Source organism: Prevotella intermedia ATCC 25611 = DSM 20706, from assembly GCF_001953955.1.
Taxonomy (GTDB): Bacteria; Bacteroidota; Bacteroidia; order Bacteroidales; family Bacteroidaceae; genus Prevotella; species Prevotella intermedia.
In genome coordinates this window covers 449,900-475,806 of record NZ_CP019301.1, presented here as the reverse complement: position 1 = coordinate 475,806, position 25,907 = coordinate 449,900, and the positions used below count along the sequence as shown (strand labels likewise).

Genomic DNA, 25,907 nt, shown 5'->3' with positions numbered 1-25,907 from the left:
AATCCTTGAAGATTTTCAAAGCATCTTCAATGTCCTCACGCTTGAGGGTTATACAGTGTATTTCTCTTTAGTTGCATAGTAGCGTTTGCCAGCTTCGGTCTGTCGGGCAGCCGAGAAGTTGCTGACGCGCTTCATGTATCCGATGACACGTGTGAGGTAATCGACGTTCTCAGAGTGGCAATGTGGACATTCTTTCAAGTTGCGCTTGTCGATGTGTCCGCACTCGTTGCACACCGTGTTCGGTATGTTGAATGTGAAGTAGTTGCACCCTTCTTCGGCAGCCACACGCATTAGCTGGCGGTATTGTGCCTGCGAAAGGTGTTCGTCGAGGTTCATGTGCAGTGCCGAACCGCCCGTAAGGTGTTCTATGTAGGGCGCGCCGTGCAGACGGAACTTGTCGAGAATGGTGAGCGAATTGTCCTCTACGCGGTAGAAATAGCTGTTGTAGCAGTCGCGTGGTACGAAATATCCATCGGCTTTGTCCCACTTTGCGTGCTTCACACCCACGTTTTCGGCAGGTATCATCTCGCAGTTGAACATCGCTTCCTTTGTGCGATACTGCTTGTTGTAGGTTTCAATGAGTCCTAAAACGCCTTGCACAAACTCTTTGTATTCGTCGTTTGGTGTAATATCCAAGCCCATAAACTCGGCTGCTTCCACAAGTCCGTTGATACCGATGGTGAGGTATTGGCGGTCGATGTTGATGTAGCCAGCATCGAAGAGTGGCAACATGTGGTGGTGCAGCAAGTCTTTCAGATTCTCGTTGTATGCCAACTGCACCTTGTGGCATAGGTCGATAACGTGCGAAAGATACTCTTTGTAGTCAATGTTCTTGTTTACAGCGTATTGTATGCAGCGGTTCAAGTTAATGGTGAGCACGCTCTTAGAACCCGTAGACACACCGCCTGCGCCGAGCGTGTATGAGAAACCATTGTCTTGAATTTCGTTACGGAGACGGCAGCACGAACTCAACGAGTCGGCATTGTCGCTCATATAGGTAAAGAAACTGTGTCCGTCGGCATACATCTGTGCTGCAAAGTCAGCCCATTCGGTGTCGCGGCATTCGCCGTTTTCAGAGAGCAGAGCCATCGTTTCAACAGGGAAAGTGAGCACAGCCTTGGTGCGTTCTTGGTTGAACCAAGTCATAAAGCGTTTCTGCAACCACGATACGCCTTCCCAGTCGGGCTGCGAACCGTCTGGGAAATAGAAGTTTCCGAAGAGCGATTCAAAATAGAATTTGTCGTAGTAAGATATGTTCCAGAACACAGCCTGATAGTTTCGTGCGCCTGTTGGTTGGTTGAGAGAGTAGACAATCTGCTCGAAGAAGTCGGTTATAATCTTGTCGATGGTGCGCTGTTTCAAGCTCAAGTCCACCACCTTTTCGGGGTGTTGCCAGTAGTCTTTGCCGTATTCCTGCTGTATGAAGTAGTTCATATACATCAGAAACTCGGGTGTTGCGCACGCTCCTGCCAACATACTCGATACCATGAACACCATATTGATGAAGCCTCCGCAGAAGCTTTTAAGGTTGGTAGGTGCGGTAGAGTTGCCACCAATCGACGCTGTGCCGCTGATGAGCCAAGGGTACATAGTAATAGAAGCGCAATAGTTAGCAAGGTTGGTTTCGTCGTTCTTATATATAAAGTGGTGTGTAAGCAAGTGTAGATATTCGTCGGAAAGTTCCTTGCCGTACATTCTCTTGATGCGGTCGGTAAGCAAACGGCGGTTCAGACGAATGAAACCCTGCTTTGGAAGTTCGCCGATAAGAGTGGCAATGTTCTTGTTTTCCACGTTGGCATTGGCGTCAAACTTCGAGCCAGTGGCTGCATTCTCTGCGTGGCAGTAGTCTGTAAGGAAGCGCATCTTCTCCAATACCTCGCGGTCTTCGGTGTGTTGGTGGCGATAAACGATGAAGCTTTTAGCCACGTGGTAGTGTCCTTCCTTCATCAAAGCCTCTTCTACTTGGTTCTGGATGTCCTCTACTTTTATGTCGTCGTGAATCTTAATGTTCGCGAGAACTTTAGAAACTGTGCCGAGGTCGGTGGGTTCGCCTACGCTGTCGAATGCCTTTATGATGGCATTCATAATTTTGTCGAGCGAGAAACGGTCTTTAGAGCCGTCGCGTTTGGTGATGGTGAAATTCTTCATTTTTCTTTTTTAGTATATCCTTTTTTACTTTTATTGTTAATAGTAGCTTTACTATATCCCTGTTTTTGAATATTGGAAAATATGTTTTGGTAAACTTTATCCGATGCAAAGATAGGAAAAAGAAAACGAATAAAGCAAACTTTTTTGCGCAAAAATTTCCTATCTTTTTAAGCAAAATCGCTTTAAATGCATTGTAAATGGTTGATAATAAGCGTTTAATAAATTCGCTTTAAAGAGAACTTTATTTTATTATTTAGAAAAAAGAATAAAGTTTTTATGAAAAGAGAGTGGTTGAAATTTTTCTTTTTGGAAAACTTTTTAGAAAACTATATCGCTAAAGTTTTCCAAAAAGAAAAATTTTTCTGTTGTGTCTTCGTGTATTTGTTGTTCGGTTTTGTTATTGTTTTGATAAGAATTGTTGCAGCTTTTGCAGTTCGACTGTTGCTACTTTCCGTCCTTCTTCGTATATTTCCTGCATCTTGTCGGGGTTGTGTGTCATACGTCCGACGTTGAGAGTAGCTTGCGGTCGGATAACGAAAGTGTTGCCAGAACGTTCCTCTTGTTGCACAAACTCGAGTTGTTTGTTATACATAATGTGGCGTTCTGCCAACGCTTTCAGCATTTTGGGGTGGTGATTCAGCTGCAATCGTATCAGCGGCATAATGCCAATGGGTCGCTTTTGGTAGCCCATGGGCTGGGTTAGCACCACAACGTTGCGTTTGTAGCCCTGCCGTTGGAAGAAGTCGAGCGGTATAGAGTCAGCCACACCGCCATCTAACAGCCGCTGACCGTTCAGTTGTACGATTTTAGAAACCAAGGGCATCGATGCCGAAGCACGCACAAACTCAAGTTCTTCGTAGTCTAACACCTTCAGTTGGCGATACACCGCCTTGCCCGAACCCACGTTTGTGGCTACTGCCCAGAACTCCATTGGGTTGTTGCGGAAGGTTTCAAAGTCCACAACATCTAACTCGTTGGGAAGGTAATGGTAGGCAAAATCAGCGTTAAAGTAGTTGCCAGTGGTGAAAAACGACCACCACGAGGCATACCGTCGGTCGTTTGCAAAGCGTTTGTTGTAGCGAATGGCGCGTCCAATCTGCCGTGTCTTGTAGTTGCAACCGAAGGCTGCACCTGCCGAAACACCCACTGCACCGTCGAACTCTATGCCGTTTTCCATCAGCACATCAATGACGCCTGCGGTGAACAAGCCCCGCATTCCGCCCCCTTCCAATACCAATCCTGTCTTCATTTGCTGTTGTCTTATCGTCTGTAAAAATAGAAATATTTTGCGGAAAGTACAAGAGAATACTGCGGAAACACTGTCGGCAGAACGTTAAAGTTCGGATTTTTTCCGCAATTTTCTTTCTCCGTTTATTTCTTTACACGTAAGGAAATATTTATTTACGTGTAAAGAAATTATTATTTACGTGTAGAAAAATATTTATTTACGTGTAAATAATTTGCCGATGTTCGGAAAATGCCGAGCAGCCTACTTCTTCAAAGCCTTGCGTATCACCTTTGCTGCAATGGGAGCGGCTACATCTGCGCCGAAGCCAGCGTTCTCGATGAACACCGCAATGGCTATCTGCGGTTTGTACATAGGGGCGAAAGCGATGAAGGCAGAGTGGTCTTTGCCGTCGTTTTCCACCGTTCCTGTCTTGCCGCAAATGCTGTATTCCTTTGTGTTTATGTCGCGTGCGGTGCCCCATATCACGGCGTTGCGCATACCTTCTATTACGGGTGTGTAGGCTTCGGCAGCAACAAGGGCTTGCCGTGGTTCGAGGAAACGTTTCGGAAGTGGGTTTTCTGCCGTGTTGGCGTGAATGTGCGGTGTGTAGAAATAGCCACGGTTGGCTATCAGTGCTGCGAGGTTGCAGAGCTGGAGCGGCGTTGCGGTGATGTCGCCTTGTCCCATTCCTGCCCAAATAATGGTGAGAGGGTTCCACCCGCCTTGATAGCGGCGCGACAGATATGTCGAGTTTGCCACCAAACCGCCCTTCTCGCCAGGTATGTCTACGCCGAGCGGACCGCCGAAGCCCATACTTACGATGTAGCTGTGCCACTTGTCGATGGCGGCTGCATAGGTGCCATACTTGGCTTTGTCGCCAATCATAGCACGGAAAGACTTTAGGAAATAGGTGTTGCACGAGTTGGCAATGGCAGCTCGTAGCATCAGTGGGGAAGTGTGTTTGTGGCAGCCAATCCTGATGTTGCCTTCGCGGAAAGCCGTGAAGCAAGCTTGCTTTGTGGTGGCTGTAATGGTTCCTTCCGACAGAAGGGCTAAGGCTTGTGCCGTCTTGAACGTAGAACCGGGGGCGTAAGCGGTGGCAATGGCAAGGTCGTTGTTGGCACCTTCGGGCGAGTTTGTCGCCATACAGATAATCTCGCCAGTGCTCGGACGAATGGCTACAACACTGCCTTTGCGCCCTTTCAGCAGTTCGGTTGCCAACTGCTGCAACTCTGGAAGCAGTGTCGTAGGTGCTTCGGTGGTTGTCTTGGCGGTGGTTTGCTTGGCTGTCTTCGCCGTTTTTGCTTTTTCGGGGTATAGCCGTTCCATTTCCCCGTGATATTCCTGCGCGGTTGCTGCTGCTGCCACGAGTGCGCAGACAGCCCCTATAATATATCTTTTCATACTCTTTTAATTGCTGATTTGAGTGTGCAAAGATATGGAAATATCAGGTTATCTGCGCTATATGCGTAGCTGAATTTACGTTTTTTACCTTATTTTACAAGAACGATACACCCCATTTTACAGGAAAAACGCACCCACTTGGAAGACGATGGCACTGACTATCCACGCCAAGGCAGTGGTGTAGACGGCGGCAAAGATGCCCCACTTCCAGCTGCCCGTTTCGCCTTTTATGGCTGCAATCGTTGCTACGCACGGGAAGTAGAGCAGCACAAAGAGCAAGAAACAGAAAGCGGTGAGGGTGGCTAAAGGCTGTGCCTTGGCGTAACTGATGTTGTTTCGCTTCGCTATGTCGGAAGTCATCTGGTGTCGTAACAGTTCGTATTTGCCGCCTTCGTCGTTGTATTCGTTGTCGTCGCCGAACGAATCGTTGTTGGCGTAGAGCACTCCCATCGTTGAAGCTACGATTTCCTTTGCTCCAACGCCTGCCAGCAAGCCCACGTCCAAACGCCAATCGAAGCCCATAGGGCGGAAAACGGGTTCCACTGCCTTACCAATTCTGCCGATATAGCTTTGTTCCTGCTGTGCCTGTTTGCCCATATTGGGGTCGTCGGGTAGGGGGAAGTAGCCCAATGCCCACACGATGATAGATGCAACGAGAATGATTCCTCCCATCTTCTTCAGGTATTGCTTGCCTTTTTCCCACGTATGGCGGCCGATAGCCTTCCACGTTGGAAAGCGATAGGGCGGCAGTTCCATTACGAAAGGTGTGTCTTCGCCCTTCACAATGGTTTTTGAAAAGAGGCGCGCCAGCAGCACTGCCATCGCAATACCAATGAGATAGAGCGACATCATAACCGCCGAGCGGTATCTGGCGGCGAAGAACGAGCCTGTCATCATTATATAAATAGGTAGTCGTGCCGAACAACTCATCATCGGAAGCACCAGCATCGTAACCAGTCGGCTGCGTCTGCTCTCGATGGTTCTTGTTGCCATAACCGCAGGAACGTTGCAACCGAAACCCATAATGAGCGGTATGAACGACTTGCCGTGCAGCCCCATCTTGTGCATGAGCCTGTCCATGATGAAGGCAGCGCGCGCCATGTAGCCGCAATCCTCCATATAGGAAATGAAAAAGTACAGTATCAGGATTTGCGGGAGGAAGACAATGACGGCTCCAACGCCTGCAATGGCACCGTCTACTATCATTGCTTTCACGGGTCCGTCGGGTAAGAGCCCGCTTACAACGTCAGACAGCCACGCCACACCTGCCTCTATCCAGTCCATCGGATATTGTCCGAGCGTGAAAGTAGCCGTAAACATAATGAAAAGGAAGAGGAAAAAGAGCGGAAAACCGAGATACTTGTGTGTCAGAACGTTGTCTACGGTGTGCGTTATACTGTAGGCGTCTTTCCCTTTGCCCGTCGTGTACTTGGCTTCCTGCAATGCTCCGTGTATGAAACCGTACTTAGCGTCCATTATAGCCGTCTCGCTGTCTTCTCCGGTCTCTTCTTTCACACGCTTGGCGGTTTCGTCTCGGTGTGCCATAATCTTCTTTGCATCGGGGAAAGTAGCCACGAGCTTCTCGGTTTCCGAGTCGTTTTCAAGTAGTTTTATTGCCAAATAGCGGGTAGAATACTTCTGTCTGATGTCGAGTTCCTGCTTCAAGTGCTCTTGAATCTCGGCGATACCGTTCTCCAATTCGTGTCCGTGGTTGATGTGAATGTGTCGGTACAACGGCTTGTCGCCCTTCTTTCCCTCATAGTTTTGTATCACCGTGCGGAACAAATCCTCCACGCCTCTGCCCGATTTGAATACCGTAGGCACCATCGGAACACCGAAAAGGGTGCTCAGTTGTTTGAAGTCGATGTGGTCGCCGCGGTTCTCTACCTCGTCGTACATATTTAATGCACACACCATAGGCACGTGCATATCAATGAGTTGCGTTGTTAGGTAAAGGTTTCGCTCAAGGTTTGAAGTGTCTATAACGTTGATAACGATGTCGGGAGTCTTCTCTACAATTTGCTTGCGCACGTAGAGTTCCTCCGGACTATATGCCGAAAGGCTGTACGTACCAGGCAGGTCTACCAATTCAAAGTGGTAGCCCAGCAGGTCGGTATAGCCGTACTTGGCGTCGACGGTAACGCCCGAGTAGTTTCCAACACGCTCGTGTGCTCCTGAAGCAAAGTTGAACAGCGATGTCTTTCCGCAGTTCGGATTGCCTACCAACGCCACGTTAATGGTACGTCGTTGTCGGTTTGCCGCTGCCACAGCCTCGTCTGGCGTCAGCGCAGGTTCGTAAGGGTCGGCTTGGTCTACCTCTATGGCAGGATTGTATTGGGTGTTTCTTGTTTTCGTATGGGGTTCAGCGTCTACCGCCATTACTTCTATCAGGTCGGCTTCGCTGTGTCGCAGGCTCACTTCGTAGCCCATAATGCGATATTTCACAGGGTCTTGCAACGGCGCATTGAGCAGTACTTTCACCTCCTTGCCGTTGATAAAGCCCATTTCTATAATTCGTTTTCTGAAGCCGCCGTGTCCCGAAACCTTCACAATAATACCAGTTTCGCCCGTCTTCAGTTCTGATAACTTCATATTCTTGTTCTTTTATGCAAAAGTACAAAGAATTCGTTGGAAGGATAACACCGCCCTCTTAAAAGTTTGCGAAAATACCTAATAATGGGGATAGGTCGCAGACTTGTTTCGCCATACCCTGACTATTTCATAGTAAAACGCACTAAATTATTGCGATTTGGTATAACCGCATTGTTGTTTTTTCTGTACCTTTGCACTCGAATAATGATGTTATGACGCTTTGCAAACTCGGAAAATCGGATTTACAAAGAACGATTTAACAGAGAATAAAAATAAGAAAAACAAAATGAAAATTACAGAACAACGCAGCAGTATGCTTCACGGAGTGCTCTTGATGGCACTCTTTGCGTGTGCAGCTTTCTATCTCGGCGATATGCGTTTCGCCAAAGCCTTGTCGTTTTCGCCGATGATTGTCGGCATCATTCTTGGTATGCTCTATGCCAACAGCCTGCGCAACAACTTGCCTGAAACGTGGACGCCAGGCATCGTATTTTGCTCGAAACGCATTCTACGCTTCGGTATCATTCTTTATGGCTTCAAGCTCACCTTCCAAGACATTACCGCCGTTGGACTGCCAGCGATTATCATAGACGCCATTGTGGTTACTGCCACCATTCTGATTGGACTTTTCGTGGGCAGACTTCTGAAGATGGACCGCAGCATTGCCTTGCTTACGGCTTGCGGTAGTGCCATCTGCGGCGCTGCAGCCGTGATGGGTGTGGACGGCGCAATACGTCCGAAACCCTACAAGACTGCTGTGGCTGTGGCAACGGTGGTTATCTTCGGTACGCTCTCCATGTTCCTTTATCCAGTGCTTTATCGTGCTGGCGTGTTCGATTTGCCCGCTCAGCAGATGGGCATTTTCGCAGGTTCCACCATTCACGAAGTGGCCCATGTCGTGGGAGCGGGCAACGCTATGGGAGCCGCCATCAGCGACAATGCCATTATCGTGAAGATGATTCGTGTAATGATGCTTGTTCCCGTGTTGCTCGTCATCGCCTTTTTCGTGGCGAAAGACGTTGCGAAACGTGAGGGCACAGAGGGGCAGAAGAACAAGATACAGGTGCCTTGGTTCGCCATAATGTTCCTGCTCGTTATTTGTTTCAACAGTTTCAATCTGCTGCCCGAAGAGGTTGTGAAAGGCATTGTTACGTTAGACACTTTCTTGCTGACGATGGCAATGACGGCACTCGGTGCGGAAACGAGCATCGACAAGTTCAAGAAGGCAGGCTTCAAGCCCTTCCTGCTGGCAGCCATTATTTACTGTTGGCTCATCGGTGGCGGCTACTGCTTGGCACGTTTCGTTGTTCCAATGCTGATGTAAATATCGAATCGAAGCGGTAGAAGTTTTGTTCAAAGCGGTAAGTAGCTTCGCTTGCACACCTTATTATATATGTGGGAAGCGAGCGAAAATAGTGTAAATATTTTTCGCAAGTGTATTTGCTGCATAACTTGCTTATTATCAACGCATTGTAAAACCTATTGTTTTGCGTTCTAAAAGTGTAGGTTTTGCACGGTAAAAGCGGCTCTTTTGCATTGCAAAAGAGCCGCTTTCGCAATGCCAAAACGAAATTGCCGTTTTTCTTTGAAATTATCTTTACAAGGTTAAGGGTGTTTTTCAGGGTTTCTACTAGAATTTCTAGGGAATCTAAAAGAACTAGAATTCTTATGCGAACCAGCTTTTACCTCGCTGCCAAAGGTGCAACACCCCACGCCTTACACATATCCCCAACCAACCTTATACATAAAAAGAAGGCGCGCTCCACGAATAGAGCGCGCCTTGTTTGCTGATGTTTGACAGTTTTAATCAGTACGATTATAAGTTGCCACTGTTGGCTTTTTCAATCATTTTCTTCGATGCGTACATATAAACCTCTACGCGGCGGTTTGCCTGGCTTACACGCTTGTTTTCGATTGGGTTAGAACTTCCAAGACCTTCGACGGTGCGAATTTGACTTGAAGATACACCCTGACCACGCAAGTAGGTAGATACCGACTTTGCACGACGCTCTGACAACGGAATGTTGATGTCGTCGTTGCCCGATGCATCGGTATATCCTTGAATGGCAACGTCGCAGTCGCTGTTCTGCTTCAATACGCCTGCAAACTTCGCAAGGTCGTTTTTAGCAGATGCGTTGAGGGTCGAGCTGTTGGTTGCAAAGAGGATACCAGAGTCGAATGTTACCTTTACGCAATCGAGTCCGTTAGCGTCTTTCGCTGTTTCAACCTTGGCATTGTCTACCTGTGCTTGGGTTTGCTGCTTCACCTTGTCCATATGGCGACCGATGAGCGCACCTGTTCCAGCACCTACTGCTGCACCTACCGCTGCACCAATCATAGTGCCTTTGGTATTCTTACCGATGATGTTGCCCACGATACCGCCGAGCACAGCACCGGCACCGGCACCGCCAGCACTATAAGTTCCCTGATTTGTTGCACAACTTGCTACGAGAGTAGCTACACAAAGTCCAGCTGCTATTGTCTTTAAATTCTTCATAATGTGTGTAATTTTAAACTTTTTTCTTATATATGTTATGTGTCGGCGAACTCGCTTGTTAATGTTTATCCTGCGTAAGCTGTGTGAGTGTTGTTCGCTTTTTGCAGAACAAAGATACAACTATTTCTGTTTTCATACGTCGTTTGCCAACATTTTTTTGTAATTTTGCACAAAATTACGCTTATTGCACTAACAAAGCAAAGGGAATTTCCTATTTTGTCAGGGAATTTACCTATAATGATGAATAAGAAGAAAAATAGATATAGATTATGGCAAAAGAACTCAAAGAACTCACCAAGCGTGCCGAAAACTACTCGCAATGGTACAACGACTTGGTAGTAAAAGCAGATTTGGCAGAGCAATCGCCTGTTCGCGGCTGTATGGTAATTAAGCCTTACGGTTTCGCTATATGGGAGAAAATGCAAGCCCAGTTAGACAAAATGTTTAAAGAAACAGGTGCGCAGAATGCTTATTTCCCCCTTCTTATCCCGAAAAGCTTCCTTTCTCGCGAGGCTGAACACGTAGAAGGATTTGCCAAAGAGTGTGCTGTGGTTACCCACTATCGCCTCCGTGCCAACGAGAAAGAAGGTGGAGTAGAGGTAGACCCTGCTGCAAAGCTCGAAGAAGAACTCATCATTCGCCCAACCAGCGAGACTATTATATGGAACACGTATAAGAATTGGATTCACTCTTACCGCGACCTGCCGTTGATGTGCAACCAGTGGTGCAACGTTATGCGATGGGAAATGCGCACCCGCCCCTTCCTCCGTACATCGGAATTTCTGTGGCAAGAGGGACACACGGCGCACGCCACACGCGAAGAAGCTGTAGACGAAGCAAAGAAGATGCTGAAGGTTTATGCCGACTTTGCCGAACAATGGCTCGCCATTCCTGTAGTTCAGGGCGTAAAGAGCGAAACTGAACGCTTTGCAGGAGCATTGGATACCTACACCATCGAGGCGATGATGCAGGACGGAAAGGCACTTCAGAGCGGTACGTCGCACTTCCTCGGACAGAACTTTGCCAAGTCGTTCGACGTTACTTTCCTCAATAAGGAGAACAAACCCGAATACGTTTGGGCAACATCGTGGGGTGTAAGCACACGCCTCGTGGGTGCGCTCATTATGACACACTCCGACGACAACGGACTCGTGTTGCCTCCAAAGATTGCTCCGCTGCAGGTTGTCATCGTGCCAATCTTCAAGGGCGACGAGCAGTTGGCAGCCCTTACGGCGAAGCTGCAACCCGTTATCGACGAGCTTAGACAGCTCGGCATCAGCGTAAAGTTCGACGATTCCGACAACAAACGCCCGGGATTCAAGTTCGCCGAGTACGAACTCAAGGGTGTGCCTGTTCGTTTGGCAATGGGCGGACGCGACTTGGAGAACAACACCATAGAGATAATGCGTCGCGATACTTTGGAAAAAGAAAACGTTTCGTTCGATGGTATTGTTGAACGCATAAAGAATTTGCTCGACGATATTCAAGCCAACATCTTCAAGAAGGCATTGGATTTCCGCAATGCAAACATTCACGAGTGCGACAACTACGAAGAATTTAAGGAGAAAGTGAAGGACGGCGGCTTCTTCCTCTGCCATTGGGACGGCACGACGGAGACCGAAGAGAAGATTAAAGAAGACACGCAAGCCACCATTCGCTGCGTTCCGTTTATGTTTGAACAGACCGAAGGCGTGGACATGGTGAGCGGAAAGCCCGCTAAGCACCGTGTTCTCATAGCTCGTTCATACTAATTCCTACCCTTATAAACAGCAAAGCCACGCACCGAAAAGTGCGTGGCTTTTGTTTTCTATATGGGCGAAAAACAGGCAATAAGAGTGTAAATATTTTTCAGAAGCTTATCTATTGTGTAACTGTCTTGCTATCAATGCTTTGCAAAACCTATTGTTTGGCGTTGCAAAAGCGTAGGTTTTGCACGGTAAAAGCGGCTCTTTTCCTGTCCAAAAGAGCCGCTTTCGCAATGCCAAATCGAAATTGTGGTTTTCTCTACGAATTATTTTTACAAAGCCAAGACAGTTTTTTAGGTTTTATCCTAGTTATTCTAGAGAATCTAGGAGAACTAGATTTTCTAGACGATAACACTTTCTCTTCGCTGCCAAGCACGCAACAAATCACGCTTTGCCCTGCCTTCTCGTACGGTTTCGGGTTATCATTGTGCCGAAGATATAAAGCTCGGCATAGTCTTCCCACGTGTCTATGAACCTTACGGCAATGGTGGTGGCGAAGGCTGTAAGCCCCGTAAGCACCCAGTAAGTGGTAGAAAGGGTAGAGGGATCGCCCATTTTCACCGTCTCGCTGTCAAGCCAATACATATAAAGGAGCAGCAACAGCGGTGCGCCCACCACAAGTATGGTGCACAATTTTACTATCAGCGAAAGGCAAAAGAAGTAGACATAGTAGCCCAGATTTTTCTTAATCAGTTTCTTTCCCTTTTGTGCTGTTTCCATTTCGCCTGCCAAACTGCGCACCTTTACGGCTACACTGTTCATCGAAAACGTTAATAATAAGATGTAGAGCCAATTAGGCGCACCCATTAAAGCAGAAATGATAAACGCTGTAAACATAACCGCACTGAGAAGAATGCGCCAACGTGTGCGACGGAAAGTTTCGCCCAAATGTTGTTGCCAATGCTTGTAGCCCAAGGCAATGCAGCTTTTCACGCTGCGTTCTTTTATCAAGTCTTCCATTTCTCTATCGTTTTTATACCTTTATGATTCGGTTGTTACACCTTTTTCTGCTCTCTTCGCTTAAACTCCGAGCATACTACGGCTGTTGCAATGGCAACGTTCAGCGATTCGGCACGTGTTGTTCCGACCGAGAAGTTCGGTATCAGCAGCTTCCTGTTCACCCGTTGTCGTATGGCTGCCGATATGCCGTTGCCCTCGTTTCCCATTACGATGAGGCCGTTTGCAGAGAGCTTTTCTTCGTAAATATCCTCACCGTCAAGCAGCGTTCCGTAGATAGGGTAGTCCTTTGGCAACGAGTTGATTAACTCGTTTAGGTTCAAGTAATACATCTTTACCCTTGCAATGCTACCCATAGTGGCTTGCACCACTTTCGGATTCCAGCAGTCTGCCGTGTCCATCGAGCAGAAAATGCGCTCGATACCAAACCAGTCAGCCACACGGATAATCGTTCCGAGATTGCCAGGGTCTTGCACGCTGTCGAGCGCAAGTGCCAGTTCGTTTTCGCCAAGGAGCACCTTGTGTTCTGTACCGACTGCCGTTTCGCACTCGCCATCCTTCGTTTTCGTCTGCTCAGGCAGTTTGAATATGCCGAGCTTTCCTTGTGGGTGTTGCAGGAACGACACCTTTTTAATGTCCTCTTCCTCCTCGAAAAGTTCCACCAACTCGAACCCCGCAGCAAGCAAATCGCCCACCACCTTAGGTCCTTCAGCCACAAAGAGCCCCTGTTTTTCTCTCCCTTTCTTCGTTTCGAGTGCCCGAACGAGTTTTATTTTATTCTTTGAAATCACTCTACAAAAATACAAAAAAACTATCTGTTTGCGCTCTTTTACTCCCAACTTTTTAGTATCTTTGCCCCAAAATTAGCGGTATTAATGTTTAGGATAAAAGGTTTCCATACATATTTTCTACTGTTTTTTGCCACTTTAGCATTGCTTTTGTCGTCGTGTTCGACCGATAAGTTTGTGGCAGACGGTAGCTATTTGCTCGACAAAGTGGAGTTGTGCTCCGACGAAGCCGACTTTAATGCGACGCAGTTGGCGCAGTATGTGCGACAAAAAGAGAACTCACGGTGGTTCTCGTTCTTTAAAATACCGCTCGGAACCTACTCTTTGGCAGGGCGAGATACTACCAAGTGGATAAACAGAACGTTGCAACGCATCGGCGAAAAGCCCGTTTACTACGATACATTGCAGGCTCGTCTGTCGTGCGAAGACCTTCGTGTGGCAATGAACAATATGGGTTATATGAACGCACGTGTAGTTTTCAACACGAAAGTGAGGGGCAAAAAGCTGAAAGCCATATATACGCTGCTTCCGGGTAAGCCGTTTATGATAGACCGTTTCAGCTACGACATTCAGGATTCGATAATTGCCGACATTCTTAAACCTAACCTTTCGCAAGGCTTTGATGCCACCCACCCACGCCAATTCACCGTTTTGGCACTCGATAACGAGCGCAAACGCATCACGAAAATACTGAACGACCAAGGCTATTACCGCTTCAACAAAGACTATATATACTATACTGCCGACACCGTGCGCGGTTCTCGTGCGGTAGACGTTACGCTCCACCTTACGAAATATCAACCATCGTCTGCGTCGGAGCCTGCCTTGCACCCTCGTTATATTGTCGGAAGGGTGAATGTGCTGCCTGGCGACTCGACTGGATTGCATATCCGCCGTGAGATTATAGCCGACAACACGCTCATAGAACCTGGAAAATACTTCTCGGCAACCGACCTTCAGACTACCTATAACAACTTGGCTCGCTTGGGAGCAATACGCTATACCGACATTGAATTTAAGGAAATGCAGCGTGTAGACTCCATTATCGTGGGCAAAATGTTAGGCTATCAGCAGTCGGAAAAGCGATATTTAGAGGCTAACATTAAGCTTTCGAGCAACAAACCCAACACGATTTCGTTCCAACCCGAAGGCACCAACACTGCAGGCGACCTTGGTGCGGCTGCCGTTCTTACCTATCAGAACCGCAATCTCTTCCACGGAAGCGAGCTGTTCAGTATAGAATTACGTGCCGCTTTTGAAGCTATAAAGGGGTTGGAAGGCTACAACAACCACAATTACGAGGAGTATGGGGTGCAAGCCCGCCTACAATTCCCACGCTTTCTTTCGCCTTTCTCTACACGGGAGTTCCGCCGTCGCAGCAACGCTGTGTCCGAATTGTCGGTCAGTTGGGATTTGCAAGACCGCCCAGAGTTTCACCGTCGTGTCTTCTCGGCAGCGTGGAAGTACAATTGGAGCAACGCCCGCCGCCACCTGCGCTACGAGTTGGAGGTGCCCGACCTAAGCTACGTCTATATGCCGTGGATTAGCGAACGCTTCAAGAAAGACTATCTCGACAACGTAAACAACCGAAACGCCATATTGCGCTACAACTATGAAGACCTCTTCATTATGCGTGCAGGCTTCAGTCTAAGCTATAATCGCAACGACGATGTAGCCATCAGGGCAAAGGTAGAGTCGGCAGGAAACCTCCTTTCGCTTGCCGACAACCTGTCGAACTTTAAGAAAAACGAGCAAGGACAGTCGAAAATATTCAACATTGCCTATGCACAGTACCTTAAATTCGACTTCGCTTTCACACGTATATTGCGTTTCGACCCCCGCAACTCGCTTGCGCTGCACGCCGATTTCGGCATTGCCTATCCTTACGGAAACAGCAAGGTGTTGCCTTTCGAGAAGCGTTATATTGCAGGAGGCCCTAACTCGGTGCGCGGTTGGAGTGTCAGAGAGTTGGGGCCGGGTGGCTTTCGTGGAACCGATGGGCGCATTGACTTCATCAATCAGACAGGTGATTTGAAGTTGAATCTGAACGCTGAGTACCGCACCCGTTTGTTTTGGAAGTTCGACGGAGCGGCTTTCATTGATGCAGGCAACATCTGGACACTGCGCGAATATGCCGAACAGCCTGACGGACAGTTCCGTTTCGATAAGTTCTGGCAGCAGATTGCAGCGGCTTACGGATTGGGTTTGCGTCTTAACTTCGACTATTTCATACTGCGTTTCGATGCTGGTATGAAAGCCATAAACCCTGCCTACACTTCGTTGAAAGAGCATTTCCCACTCTTCCATCCACGTTTTGGACGCGATTTCACCTTCCACTTTGCTGTCGGATTGCCTTTCTAAAAATACCGAAGCACACTTGAGCGTTCAGCAAAGCGAAAAAACAAGAATGTCAGAGAAACTCGAAGCCCCAACGCTTTGTGTTGTTAAATAGTTTTATTACTTTTGCAGCAAATTACAATATAATGCTTAAATTCATATCTTTTGGCAGTGGCAGCAGTGGCAATGCCTACTTTCTTTACACCGAAACCGACGGAATCTTTATTGATTGTGGTATCGGCCTTCGGACGATAAAGAAGTATATGCACAGCTATGGGCTACATCTGTCGATGATTCACAATATACTTATTACGCACGACCACGCCGACCACGTGAAATCGGTGGGCTCTATGAGCGACAACCAAGCCATTCCTGTGTATGCAACCAAGAAGGTTCACGAGGGTATTGTAAACAACTGGTGTGTCAGAAAGAAGGTTGTTGCCGAGCAAGTGCGATATGTGGAGAAGGGCAGAACCGAGCAAATAGGCGAGTTTACCGTAACTCCGTTCGAGGTTCCGCACGACAGTACCGACTGTGTAGGCTACTGCATAGAATGCCAAGGGCTAACTTTCACGCTTGTAACCGACTGCGGACACATAACAGACGAAATCCGTACGTTCGTGTCGCGGGCGAATTACTTGGTCATTGAGGCGAACCACGAACCCGAAAAGCTTGCTGCAGGTCCCTATCCGCAGTATCTGAAGACTCGCATAACGAGCAAAACAGGGCACTTGAGCAATGCCGAGTGTGCCCAAACCATCGTTGAGAATGCCACATTGGGGTTGCGCCACGTTTGGCTTTGCCACTTAAGCGACGAAAACAACCACCCCGAATTGGCTCGAAAGGCTGTAACGAGCGAGATGGCAAGCCACGGATTGGTAGCCGATGTAGATTTTATGGTGGAGGTGTTGCGGCGGAAAACGCCCAGCGGAATATACGAATTGAAATAAGAAACATATATATAGGTATTGGTAAAGCCCCTTGTAACACACGTGGTTGAAGGGGCTTTTATAATGCGGAATGCCGATGGAGGCGTTGCTTGGTGCGCTTTTGATAATGAAAAAGCAGCTGGGTTATTTAGAAAAATATAGGAAAACTAGACCCTCTAGAATTTCTAGTGCAAAACATGAAAACCACTTTGGTTTTGTAAAGATAATTTATAGGGAAAACAGTAATTTCGGTTTGGCATTGCGAAAGCGGCTGTTTTGCGATGCAAAACCTACGCTTTTACCTTGCAAAAGAGCCGCTTTTGGAATGCAAAACAACAGGTTTTGCAAAGCGTTGATATACAGTCTGTTATGCAATAGTTTTGCTTGTGAAAAATATTTACACTTTTAATGCGCTCAACATCAATATTCTGTCTACGTCGGTGATGCTGTTTTGCTCGAACATATAGTAGTCGTTGTCGAATTCTTCCTCTAATTTGGCGTCGGGGTGGTTTATCTTCCACTGAACGAGGTAGTTTTTTGCCTCGCTCGGATTGCCGTTCACCCAATGCGCATAGGCAATGTTGAGTGCATCGTCGGGTAGTGGGTCGGTTTCGGTGAGTGCGTTGTAAATGTGCAAAGCCTTTTCGCCGTTGCCGTTGCAGATAAGTGCCCATGCCAAAAGACGCTTCACTCGGTTGTCTGTTTCGTCGCTTAGGTCGAGTTCGTACGCTTTGTTTAGTGCCGTTTTCGTATCGCCTGTGGCTATCAGACAAAGACAATGGTTTATGGCGTATGGCTTAACGTCGGGCAGAAGTTCGCATAACTTGCCGTAACAGTGCAAACCGAATCCGTAGTCCTTGCGTTTCAGGGCAAAAACTCCTGCTGTTTTCAGTACCCAAGTGTTGTCTTGCTCTACGCCTATTGCTGCCAAGAAGTGTCCCAAGGCTTCGCTTTCGTCTCCTTCCCGTTCGGATTTAAGCCCCCTAAACACTTGATAAGTAGCTGTTTCGCTGTAAAAAGTTTCGAGTATTTCGTCTAAGTTGGCTTCGTGCTTGTGTTTGTGCAGGAACATTGCCAAGGACATCTTAGGTTCTATGTAAGCTTCTTTCACGAACAAGTCGTGCATCATAAAGAAAGCCTTGTAGCTGCCACTCTTCTTGAAAGGGTTGGCAATGTCTTTGTTGAACGCCAATTTCACTTCGAAAAAGCGGTACAAATCCTGTATATAGAGGCGACGCAGGAAGTCGGGCGTATAGTCTACTGGTTCCGAAACAGGCAGTCCGATGCCGTCGCCAGACTTTATTACTTCCAATATATTGGCAGGCAACTGGTTGATTATCTGTGCCATTGTGAGGGCAAGCGAATACTTGTCCGACTCGCAGAAGAGTCCTTGCTCTGTCATTTTATCGAGAAACGAACTGTCGCCAAGCTTTTGTGCCACCTCTTTCAGCCCAGGGTGGTGGGCACTGAAAGGCATAAACCAATTGGCAATGTGGTCGAAAAAGGGGAAACGCTTCATCTTACTGAAACCTCCAAAATAGATGTCGGAGCCTTGTTGCTGCATCTTCATCATCTTCTGGATACTCTCCTCCATCATCTCCATCTTGTGCTCATCGGCATCGGGGTGCAGAATGTTTTCCAAAGCGTCGCTCTCTTTCTCCGTAATGCCGAAACGGTTGAACTGCAAATCGGAATTCTTCATAATGTTGGGCATTATGTCGCGCTGTATCTTGTCGTTGTCGCGCTCGGCGTCCATACAGTTGAACATCTGCTTTTGCAGGTTCAGCAGTTCGCGTTTCATATCCTCGCTGGCTGTCAGCTCGTCCATAAGCGATGCCTGTTCCTTTACAAACAGCGGATCATCGGTGAGTGACAGCACGCAGCCCACTAATGCACGCTGTCGCACTTTCTCTTCTTGGGCGTGTCGGTAAACATTTACGAGGGTGGAAAACTTCTTCACATCGTAGATTGTCATCGCAGAAAGGCTGATGGCACTGACGATAAGCATTTGGTCGGAAGCATCGATGGTGGGTGATGTGAGTAGGTCGGTGTAGAATTTGGCATCGCTTTCAGACCATTGGCGCGATACCAAAAGGGCATTGAAAAGGCGTTCTATGAAAGTTTGGTGGCGTTCGTAGAGTTCCGTTTCCTTGTTTTTTCGTTCCGCTTCGGGGGCTAACGAGAGCATAGCAATGTCGGAAACGAAGTTTTCGAGCACAGAGCGCACGAAACTGTGGCTAAGGTTCAACTGGTTGGCAGTGCGAAAAGCATCTACGAAAGTAGGCTTGTTCTTGCAGTTCCAGCTTAGCAACAAGTTGGCAGTAACCTTGTAGAGATGTTCCAAGAGCGATTTGTAGAGCCCTTCGCGGGCAGGGTCTTTGAAGCCCCGCAGCATATAGTCGCACATTAAATTGTAGTCGTTTGCAATGGCGATAAACTTGTCGTAGTCCACCAACGAGGGTTTGCCGTTGTATATTGGCTGCAATACTTTAATGGCTTCGTCTAACTGTTTGGCACTTAAATGTTCGAAAGCAGTGCCAATATTCATTTCTACGTTCAATGCTGTGTTCTCTTTAGTTCTGTTTCGGCGGTATTCCTATTCTGCTTCTATGGTGTTGTTGCAAGTTGGCAGCTATGTGTCGGACTTGTTTATGGGAGAATATTCCTTGCCTTGTTAATGGCTCTTTCGCGTGGTGCAATTACTCGTTTGTAGGTTATCTTAGGCAATGCAGCCACCACTTTGTCGTCTACTTTCATATATTTCTTGATGAGTGGTGCAAAGTATTGTATGGAATGACTGTTCAATATATCCACCGCCTTGTTGTAAGCTGCCTCGAAAGCACGCTGATGTTCTATCTTCGGATTGTTCACATAGACGATTGCGCCAGGTATGAAAGTCTCATTTACCGAGCTGTATATCTCTCGGTTGCCCAAGAGTTTGGCTTGTGTGGTCTGCGGTTCGCTCGCCCAGATAGCGTCTATTTGGTTGTTGTTGAGCATTTTCAATCGAATGAAGATGTCGTTAATCTGCGACCCATAGAACCTTGAAGATATGTCGTGTCCAGAGAAAACGCGTATCGTGAGGTACTGCATTATGGAGTTGAAGGTCAAACCGATAATCTTGTTGCCCAAGTCTTCGGGTCTTTTCACGCCCGATTGCGGTGATGCCAAGAGCTGCCAAGTGGCGTTTGTCTCGGTCATATAGTCGAGTACGATATGCTTTTCCTCTTTCAGGTATTCCGCCCGAATAAGGTCTGTAACCGAAGCCTGTACACGTCCGTTCTGCATAGCTGTGTCGCAATTCAGCTGTGATGAATATTCCTTCAGTCGAATGTCGATGTTGTCGGGATTATACAGATTGCTATCCTTGAGCAAAAATATGGGCAGACAGTCCATAGTAGGCGTAACGCCCACCTTGAACGCACGTGCATAGGCAACTTCCTCTACCTTGTTCTTGCGCTTTCCGATTAGCGAATCTTCCTCGTCAGATACTTGACACCCAACCAATGTGATGGCTGCAAAGAGCAGCAAGTATTTTATTCTCTCCATAATATTGCAAAAGTAAATAATATTTTTGTAATAACGAAAAAAAAGAACTACTTTTGTCGTTAAATTATGACAAAAGACAAAACAGCCTACGTCTGCGATAACTGCGGGCAGGAAAGTGCAAAGTGGATTGGCAAATGTCCGAACTGCGGACAGTGGAACACGTTCAAGCAAATCCGTATCGCCCCCAACACGGGGCTGAGTACGGGCGAAAAGTTGGTTGCACACACCTTTGGCGCACCGAAACGCAACGTTCCGCAAGCCCTCAATGTGGTTTCTTCGGCAGAAGAAATCCGTATTGATATGAAGGACAGCGAATTGAATCGTGTGCTTGGAGGTGGACTTGTGGCAGGCAGTATGGTGCTGATAGGTGGCGAACCGGGTATCGGCAAGAGTACGCTGACGCTGCAAACGCTGCTCGCCACCGACCGAAAGGTGCTCTATGTGAGCGGTGAGGAAAGTCCGCAGCAGATAAAGATGCGTGCATTGCGCATTGCCGAAACCATTCCTGACAACATCGTGATACTTTCGGAAACATCTGTGGAAAAGATATTCAGCTGTATCAAGGACGTGAAGCCTGAACTCTTGGTTGTAGACTCTATACAAACAGTTGCCACAGAAACAGTTGCAAGCAGTGCTGGAAGTATTACTCAAATACGGGAGAGTGCTGCTGCCTTGCTCCAATTGGCGAAATCGAGCGACATTCCTGTCATTCTCATTGGTCATATCAACAAGGAAGGCTCCATTGCGGGGCCGAAAGTGCTGGAGCATATCGTAGATACGGTGTTGCAATTCGAAGGCGACCAACATTATATGTACCGCATTTTGCGCAGCATAAAGAACCGTTTCGGCTCTACTTCCGAACTTGGAATCTACGAAATGCGCCAAAACGGCTTGCGTCCGGTAAGCAATCCGTCGGAGTTGCTGCTCACCGACACTCCCGACGACCTATCGGGGGTTGCCATTTCGAGTGCTATCGAGGGGGTGCGCCCCTTCCTTGTGGAGACGCAAGCCCTTGTTTCGTCGGCTGCTTACGGCACTCCGCAGCGTTCGGCAACAGGTTTCGACCAGCGTCGCCTCAATATGCTGCTCGCTGTGCTTGAAAAACGAGTGGGCTTTAAGCTGATGCAGAAGGACGTTTTCTTGAATATAGCTGGCGGACTGCGCATTACGGATATGGCAATGGACTTGAGCGTGATAGCGGCAGTGCTGTCGTCGAACGTCGATACTCCTATCGAGGCAGGCTGGTGTATGGCAGGCGAAGTGGGATTGAGCGGCGAAGTGCGTCCCGTAAGCCGTATAGAGCAGCGCATTGCCGAAGCCGAGAAGCTGGGTTTCAGCCACATCATCATTCCCAAGAACAATGCGCAGGGCTTGAAAGGCAGATACAAGATAGCCACGCACCCCGTTGCGAAGGTGGAAGAAGCCTTGCGCCTGCTGTTCGGATAACAGGTCGGGCAAGACGATGAAAGTGTAAATATATTTCACAAGTGTAACTATTGTATAACAGTCTGTATATCAAAGCTTTGTAAAACCTATTGTTTTACATTCCAAAAGCGGCTGTTTTGCACGGTAAAAGCGTATGTTTTGCAGCGCAAAAGAGCCGCTTTCGCAGTGCCAAATCGAAATTACTGTTTTTCTTCGGAATTATTTTTACAAAATCGAGGCGGTTTTTAGGTTTTTTGATAGAGTTCTTAGGTATTCTAGTTTTTCTAGATTTTATAGATGAACTTGCTGTTTTCTTGGTGTTAGGAGCGTGATGAAACACGTCCCTACCTGTGTTGAGGGACGGTTTTTGTGCTTGAAGCCCTATATATAATAAGGTGTAAGGATAGCAAAAGCCTTGTTGCAGAGTTTGCGAGGGCAATATTATTCCAATTCAGAAAGTTCGAGCCAGCGCAGTTCTTTCTCGTCCAACTCGTCTTTTTTCTTCGGCAGGAGTTTGCTGATTTCGGTGAGTTGGTCTATCTCGAGCGTGCCCGAACAGAGTTGTTCCTCCATTGTGGCAATTTCGTTGGTGAGTTTTTCTATATCCGCCGTGAGCATTTCGTATTCTCGTTTCTCCTTGTAGCTCATACGTTTGCGCGTTTCGTTGTGGTAGTCGCGCTGCGTTGCGGTTTTCTTTTCCTTTGTCTTGTTTTCCTCCACTGCTTCTTTGCTCTTCAAGGCTTGGTAGTCGCGGAACTGCGTATAGTTGCCAGGGAAGTCCTTTACCTGTCCGTCGCCGTTGAAAACGAGCAGATGGTCTACCACCTTATCCATAAAATAGCGGTCGTGCGACACTACGATGACACAGCCAGGGAAGTCTTGCAGATATTCTTCGAGTATCTGAAGCGTCTGAATATCAAGGTCGTTGGTAGGCTCGTCGAGTATCAGGAAGTTCGGATTGCGCATCAGCACAGTGCACAAATAGAGCTTGCGTTTTTCGCCTCCCGATAGTTTTGCCACGTAGTTGTGCTGCATTTCGGGTGTGAAAAGGAAGTAGTTGAGGAACTGCGACGCCGTCATGTGGCGACCACCGCCAAGGTCTATGTAGTCGGCAATGTCGGTTATGATGTCGATAACCTTCTGGTCGTCTCTGAATTTCAGTCCGTCTTGCGAGAAGTAACCGAAGCTGACGGTTTCGCCGATGTCGAATTTGCCGCTGTCGGGCTTTACCAGTCCGAGCAGCATCTTGATGAATGTGGACTTGCCCGTGCCGTTGTTGCCCACGATTCCCATCTTTTCGAAGCGGGCAAAGTTGTAGTAGAAGTCTTTCAGTATGACTTTTTCGTCGAATGCCTTCGATACATACTGGCACTCAAATATCTTGCTGCCGATGTAAACGTTGGACGCTTTCAGTCGGATTTGCCTTTCTTCGATGCGTTGCAGTGCCTTTGCCTGCAGTTCGTAGAAGGCTTCTTCACGGTAGCGCGCCTTGTGTCCGCGTGCCTGCGGCTGCCTGCGCATCCACTCTAACTCGGTGCGGTAGAGATTGTTGGCACGTGCAATCTCTGCCCGTGTGTTGGCAATGCGTTCCTGTCGCTTCTCCAAATAGAACGAGTAGTTGCCCCGATAGGTGTAGATGGTGCGGTCGTCGAGTTCGAGAATAATGTTGCACACGTTGTCGAGGAAGTATCGGTCGTGCGTAACCATTAAGAGTGTCTTGTTCCCTCTCGAAAGAAAGCCTTCGAGCCACTCTATCATTTCGAGGTCGAGGTGGTTGGTTGGCTCGTCGAGAATGAGCAAGTCGGGTTCAAGTATCAGCACGTTTGCCAGTGCCACACGCTTCTGTTGTCCGCCGCTGAGCTGCCCCATAGGCTGGTTTAGGTCGGTTATCTTGAGCGTGGTGAGTATCTGTTTGGCTTTCAATACCTTGTCGGGGTCGCCCTTATGGTTGAAACAAGCGTCGAGAACCGACTCTTCGGGGTTGAATTTCGGACTTTGTACCAAGCAGCTGACGCGCAAGTCGTTGCGGTAGACAATGCTGCCCGACTCGTAACCCTCCTTTCCTGTGAGTATGGAAAGCAGGGTGGACTTGCCCGTTCCGTTCTTCGCAATCAGTCCGACGTGTTGTCCTTCTGCAATGGAGAAGGATATTTCGTCGAACAGGATTTGCGCTCCGAAGCGTTTCGATAGCTTTTGGACGTCTAAATAAGGTATCTGCGCCATAGTTTATTCGGCTGTATCGTTCGCCAATGCCGTGTTGATGCTCTCGATGTAGCCGAGTACTTCCTCTCTGCCCACCTTGCTTTCCGACGACGTAATGAAGTAGGGTGGGGTGATTTCCCACGTGTCTTCCAGCTTCTTCATCCACGCTTCAGCGTTGGCTTTCGCCTTTCCGCCCGACAGTTTGTCGGCTTTTGTGAAGATGATGGAGAAAGGAATGTTGCTTTGTCCTAACCAATCGATGAACTCACGGTCTATCTTTTGCTGCTCGTGGCGTATGTCGATAAGGACGAATACGTTCACGAGCTGCTTGCGTTGCAAGATGTATTGCGCAATCATCTGTTCGAGCTTGTTGCGCACAGTCTTTGAATTCTTGGCATAGCCGTAGCCAGGAAGGTCTACAATGTACCACTCCTTGTTGATGATGAAGTGGTTGATGAGCAATGTTTTGCCAGGCTTTGCCGATGTCTTGGCAAGTCCCTTGTGGTTGCAAAGCATATTTATCAGACTCGACTTGCCCACGTTCGACCGACCGATGAACGCATATTCGTTCTTCGTATCGTTAGGACACTTCGATATTGTAGGCGACGATATGCTGAATTCCGAAGTCTTTATTATCATGTCGGTGGATTTATTGCATGTCGTAAACTACCTGCATAAGTTTCTTGCCCAATGCGTCGGCCTCGTCCATACTGCCTGCCTCGCTGTAAACACGAATGATTGGTTCGGTGTTCGACTTGCGGAGGTGTACCCAAGCTGTTGGGAAATCGAGCTTAACGCCGTCAATGTCGGTTACCTGTACGTCCTTTTCGTTTCCGTAAAGCTCCTTGACCTTGGCGAGAATGGCATCTACATCGGTCTCGGGAGTGAGGTCGATGCGGTTCTTTGCAATGAAGTATTCGGGGTAAGTCTTGCGCAATTCGCTTGCTTTCAAGCCCTTTTGAGCCAGAGAACTAAGGAAAAGTACGATTCCAACAAGCGCATCGCGACCGTAATGGCTGTCTGGATAAATGACGCCGCCATTGCCTTCGCCGCCGATAACAGCACCTACTTCCTTCATTTTGGTAGTTACATTCACCTCGCCAACGGCAGCAGCGTAGTACTTTCCACCGTGTTTCTCGGTAACATCGCGCAATGCACGTGTTGAAGAAAGGTTGCTGACGGTGTTTCCCTTTACGTGGTCGAGAATGTAATCGGCTACACTTACGAGTGTATATTCCTCACCGTACATAACGCCGTCTTCACGTATGAACGCCAAACGGTCTACGTCTGGGTCTACGACAATGCCAAGGTCGTAGCCGCCTTTCTTCATTTCGTCCATAATGCCGCCGAGGTTCTTCTCTATTGGTTCGGGGTTATGGGCGAAGTCGCCTGTCGGTTCGCCGTATAGCAATGTATATTCCACGCCGATTTGGTCGAGCAATTTGGGCAGAATAATGCCGCCTACGGAGTTCACAGCGTCTACACAGACACGGAACTTGCGAGCTTTAATGGCTTCCAAGTCAGCCAATTCGAGTGCTTTCACTGCGTCGATGTGGCGTTGGTCGAACGAATCGTCTTCCTTGTAGCTGCCAAGTTGGTCTACGTCGGCATAGTTGAAATCTTCCTTTTCTGCTATGTCGAGCACGGCAGCACCGTCTTCTGCGGTGAGAAATTCGCCCTCGTGGTTCAGCAGTTTCAATGCGTTCCACTGGCGAGGGTTGTGCGAAGCGGTGATGATGATACCACCATCGGCACCCTCCATACGCACGGCAAGCTCGGTGGTAGGGGTGGTTGCCAAGCCGATATTTACGACATCGGCACCAATACCCATAAGTGTGCCACACACAACGTTCTTCACCATTTCGCCTGAAATGCGTGCGTCGCGTCCAACAACAATCTTTAGCTTCTTTCCTGGGTGCTGGCTTGCGATGTAAGTAGCGTAAGCCGATGTGAATTTAACAATGTCAAGTGGATTCAATGTGTTACCTGTTTGTCCGCCAATTGTACCGCGGATACCTGAAATAGACTTTATTAGCGTCATCTTCTATATAATTTTAAAGCCACGACTACACAGCGTGCGGTCGTGGCGTGTTATTGTTTTATCTT

17 protein-coding genes are annotated in these 25,907 nt (G+C 48.0%); 5 read left to right on the top strand and 12 right to left on the bottom strand.

Annotation, left to right across the window (positions count from 1 at the left end; translation table 11 throughout):
* Positions 1 to 48 precede the first annotated feature (48 nt).
* The 4 genes from nrdD to feoB form a co-directional block, all read right to left on the bottom strand.
* Complete coding sequence (nrdD, locus tag BWX39_RS10655) at positions 49 to 2,148, bottom strand: anaerobic ribonucleoside-triphosphate reductase (protein WP_028905724.1); 2,100 nt, start codon at positions 2,146 to 2,148, stop codon at positions 49 to 51.
* A 397-nt stretch (positions 2,149 to 2,545) separates the two neighbouring features.
* Positions 2,546 to 3,397 (bottom strand): patatin-like phospholipase family protein, encoded by an 852-nt coding sequence (locus BWX39_RS10650; protein ID WP_028905723.1) that lies wholly within the window; start codon positions 3,395 to 3,397, stop codon positions 2,546 to 2,548.
* Positions 3,398 to 3,637: 240 nt separating this feature from the next.
* A complete protein-coding gene (locus BWX39_RS10645) occupies positions 3,638 to 4,780 on the bottom strand; it encodes a penicillin-binding transpeptidase domain-containing protein (protein ID WP_028905722.1) in 1,143 nt (380 codons plus the stop codon).
* Positions 4,781 to 4,897: 117 nt separating this feature from the next.
* A complete protein-coding gene (feoB, locus tag BWX39_RS10640) occupies positions 4,898 to 7,372 on the bottom strand; it encodes a ferrous iron transport protein B (protein ID WP_028905721.1) in 2,475 nt (824 codons plus the stop codon).
* Positions 7,373 to 7,658: 286 nt separating this feature from the next.
* Between feoB and BWX39_RS10635 the strand changes: the two genes are divergently transcribed.
* Positions 7,659 to 8,696 carry a YeiH family protein gene (locus BWX39_RS10635; RefSeq protein ID WP_028905720.1) on the top strand — a complete coding sequence of 346 codons (1,038 nt, stop codon included), beginning with the start codon at positions 7,659 to 7,661 and terminating at the stop codon, positions 8,694 to 8,696.
* Positions 8,697 to 9,188: 492 nt separating this feature from the next.
* On the opposite strand, the gene BWX39_RS10630 is transcribed toward BWX39_RS10635, so the two are convergent.
* The gene (locus BWX39_RS10630; RefSeq protein ID WP_028905719.1) at positions 9,189 to 9,869 is read right to left on the bottom strand and encodes an OmpA family protein; all 681 of its coding nucleotides are present in this window, start codon (positions 9,867 to 9,869) and stop codon (positions 9,189 to 9,191) included.
* Between the two features lie 269 nt (positions 9,870 to 10,138).
* On the opposite strand from BWX39_RS10630, the gene proS reads away from it, so the two are divergent.
* A complete protein-coding gene (gene proS, locus BWX39_RS10625; RefSeq protein ID WP_028905718.1) occupies positions 10,139 to 11,620 on the top strand; it encodes a proline--tRNA ligase in 1,482 nt (493 codons plus the stop codon).
* 378 nt (positions 11,621 to 11,998) lie between these two features.
* Here the strand turns inward: proS and BWX39_RS10620 are convergent, their stop codons facing one another.
* Together BWX39_RS10620 and BWX39_RS10615 are read right to left on the bottom strand one after the other, a co-directional pair.
* Entirely contained in the window at positions 11,999 to 12,574 is a 576-nt protein-coding gene (locus BWX39_RS10620) for a hypothetical protein (protein ID WP_028905717.1), read from the bottom strand.
* 35 nt (positions 12,575 to 12,609) lie between these two features.
* On the bottom strand, positions 12,610 to 13,362 hold the full coding sequence (locus BWX39_RS10615; RefSeq protein ID WP_028905716.1) for an RNA methyltransferase: 753 nt from the start codon (positions 13,360 to 13,362) through the stop codon (positions 12,610 to 12,612).
* Between the two features lie 84 nt (positions 13,363 to 13,446).
* Between BWX39_RS10615 and tamL the strand changes: the two genes are divergently transcribed.
* A complete protein-coding gene (tamL, locus tag BWX39_RS10610; RefSeq protein ID WP_028905715.1) occupies positions 13,447 to 15,720 on the top strand; it encodes a translocation and assembly module lipoprotein TamL in 2,274 nt (757 codons plus the stop codon).
* Positions 15,721 to 15,842: 122 nt separating this feature from the next.
* Positions 15,843 to 16,646 (top strand): MBL fold metallo-hydrolase, encoded by an 804-nt coding sequence (locus tag BWX39_RS10605; protein WP_028905714.1) that lies wholly within the window; start codon positions 15,843 to 15,845, stop codon positions 16,644 to 16,646.
* 376 nt (positions 16,647 to 17,022) lie between these two features.
* Here BWX39_RS10605 and BWX39_RS10600 read toward each other — a convergent pair whose 3' ends face one another.
* On the bottom strand, positions 17,023 to 19,185 hold the full coding sequence (locus BWX39_RS10600; protein ID WP_028905713.1) for a tetratricopeptide repeat protein: 2,163 nt from the start codon (positions 19,183 to 19,185) through the stop codon (positions 17,023 to 17,025).
* Between the two features lie 89 nt (positions 19,186 to 19,274).
* Positions 19,275 to 20,174 carry an ABC transporter substrate-binding protein gene (locus BWX39_RS10595; protein WP_028905712.1) on the bottom strand — a complete coding sequence of 300 codons (900 nt, stop codon included), beginning with the start codon at positions 20,172 to 20,174 and terminating at the stop codon, positions 19,275 to 19,277.
* Between the two features lie 66 nt (positions 20,175 to 20,240).
* Between BWX39_RS10595 and radA the strand changes: the two genes are divergently transcribed.
* Positions 20,241 to 21,620 (top strand): DNA repair protein RadA, encoded by a 1,380-nt coding sequence (gene radA / locus BWX39_RS10590; protein WP_028905711.1) that lies wholly within the window; start codon positions 20,241 to 20,243, stop codon positions 21,618 to 21,620.
* Between the two features lie 420 nt (positions 21,621 to 22,040).
* Here the strand turns inward: radA and abc-f are convergent, their stop codons facing one another.
* Genes abc-f through glmM form a run of 3 tightly spaced genes read right to left on the bottom strand, consistent with a single transcriptional unit; the run spans position 22,041 to position 25,842 of the window.
* Positions 22,041 to 23,822 (bottom strand): ribosomal protection-like ABC-F family protein, encoded by a 1,782-nt coding sequence (gene abc-f, locus BWX39_RS10580; protein WP_028905710.1) that lies wholly within the window; start codon positions 23,820 to 23,822, stop codon positions 22,041 to 22,043.
* A 3-nt stretch (positions 23,823 to 23,825) separates the two neighbouring features.
* Positions 23,826 to 24,440 (bottom strand): ribosome biogenesis GTP-binding protein YihA/YsxC, encoded by a 615-nt coding sequence (gene yihA / locus BWX39_RS10575; RefSeq protein WP_014708668.1) that lies wholly within the window; start codon positions 24,438 to 24,440, stop codon positions 23,826 to 23,828.
* 10 nt (positions 24,441 to 24,450) lie between these two features.
* Positions 24,451 to 25,842 (bottom strand): phosphoglucosamine mutase, encoded by a 1,392-nt coding sequence (glmM, locus tag BWX39_RS10570; protein ID WP_028905709.1) that lies wholly within the window; start codon positions 25,840 to 25,842, stop codon positions 24,451 to 24,453.
* Positions 25,843 to 25,907 lie beyond the last annotated feature (65 nt).

Coding starts and splice junctions, on each gene's coding strand:
- nrdD (WP_028905724.1), bottom strand. CDS start 2,148: ATGAAGAATTTCACCATCACCAAACGCGACGGCTCTAAAGACCGTTTC.
- BWX39_RS10650 (WP_028905723.1), bottom strand. CDS start 3,397: ATGAAGACAGGATTGGTATTGGAAGGGGGCGGAATGCGGGGCTTGTTC.
- BWX39_RS10645 (WP_028905722.1), bottom strand. CDS start 4,780: ATGAAAAGATATATTATAGGGGCTGTCTGCGCACTCGTGGCAGCAGCA.
- feoB (WP_028905721.1), bottom strand. CDS start 7,372: ATGAAGTTATCAGAACTGAAGACGGGCGAAACTGGTATTATTGTGAAG.
- BWX39_RS10635 (WP_028905720.1), top strand. CDS start 7,659: ATGAAAATTACAGAACAACGCAGCAGTATGCTTCACGGAGTGCTCTTG.
- BWX39_RS10630 (WP_028905719.1), bottom strand. CDS start 9,869: ATGAAGAATTTAAAGACAATAGCAGCTGGACTTTGTGTAGCTACTCTC.
- proS (WP_028905718.1), top strand. CDS start 10,139: ATGGCAAAAGAACTCAAAGAACTCACCAAGCGTGCCGAAAACTACTCG.
- BWX39_RS10620 (WP_028905717.1), bottom strand. CDS start 12,574: ATGGAAGACTTGATAAAAGAACGCAGCGTGAAAAGCTGCATTGCCTTG.
- tamL (WP_028905715.1), top strand. CDS start 13,447: ATGTTTAGGATAAAAGGTTTCCATACATATTTTCTACTGTTTTTTGCC.
- BWX39_RS10605 (WP_028905714.1), top strand. CDS start 15,843: ATGCTTAAATTCATATCTTTTGGCAGTGGCAGCAGTGGCAATGCCTAC.
- BWX39_RS10595 (WP_028905712.1), bottom strand. CDS start 20,174: ATGGAGAGAATAAAATACTTGCTGCTCTTTGCAGCCATCACATTGGTT.
- radA (WP_028905711.1), top strand. CDS start 20,241: ATGACAAAAGACAAAACAGCCTACGTCTGCGATAACTGCGGGCAGGAA.
- abc-f (WP_028905710.1), bottom strand. CDS start 23,822: ATGGCGCAGATACCTTATTTAGACGTCCAAAAGCTATCGAAACGCTTC.
- yihA (WP_014708668.1), bottom strand. CDS start 24,440: ATGATAATAAAGACTTCGGAATTCAGCATATCGTCGCCTACAATATCG.
- glmM (WP_028905709.1), bottom strand. CDS start 25,842: ATGACGCTAATAAAGTCTATTTCAGGTATCCGCGGTACAATTGGCGGA.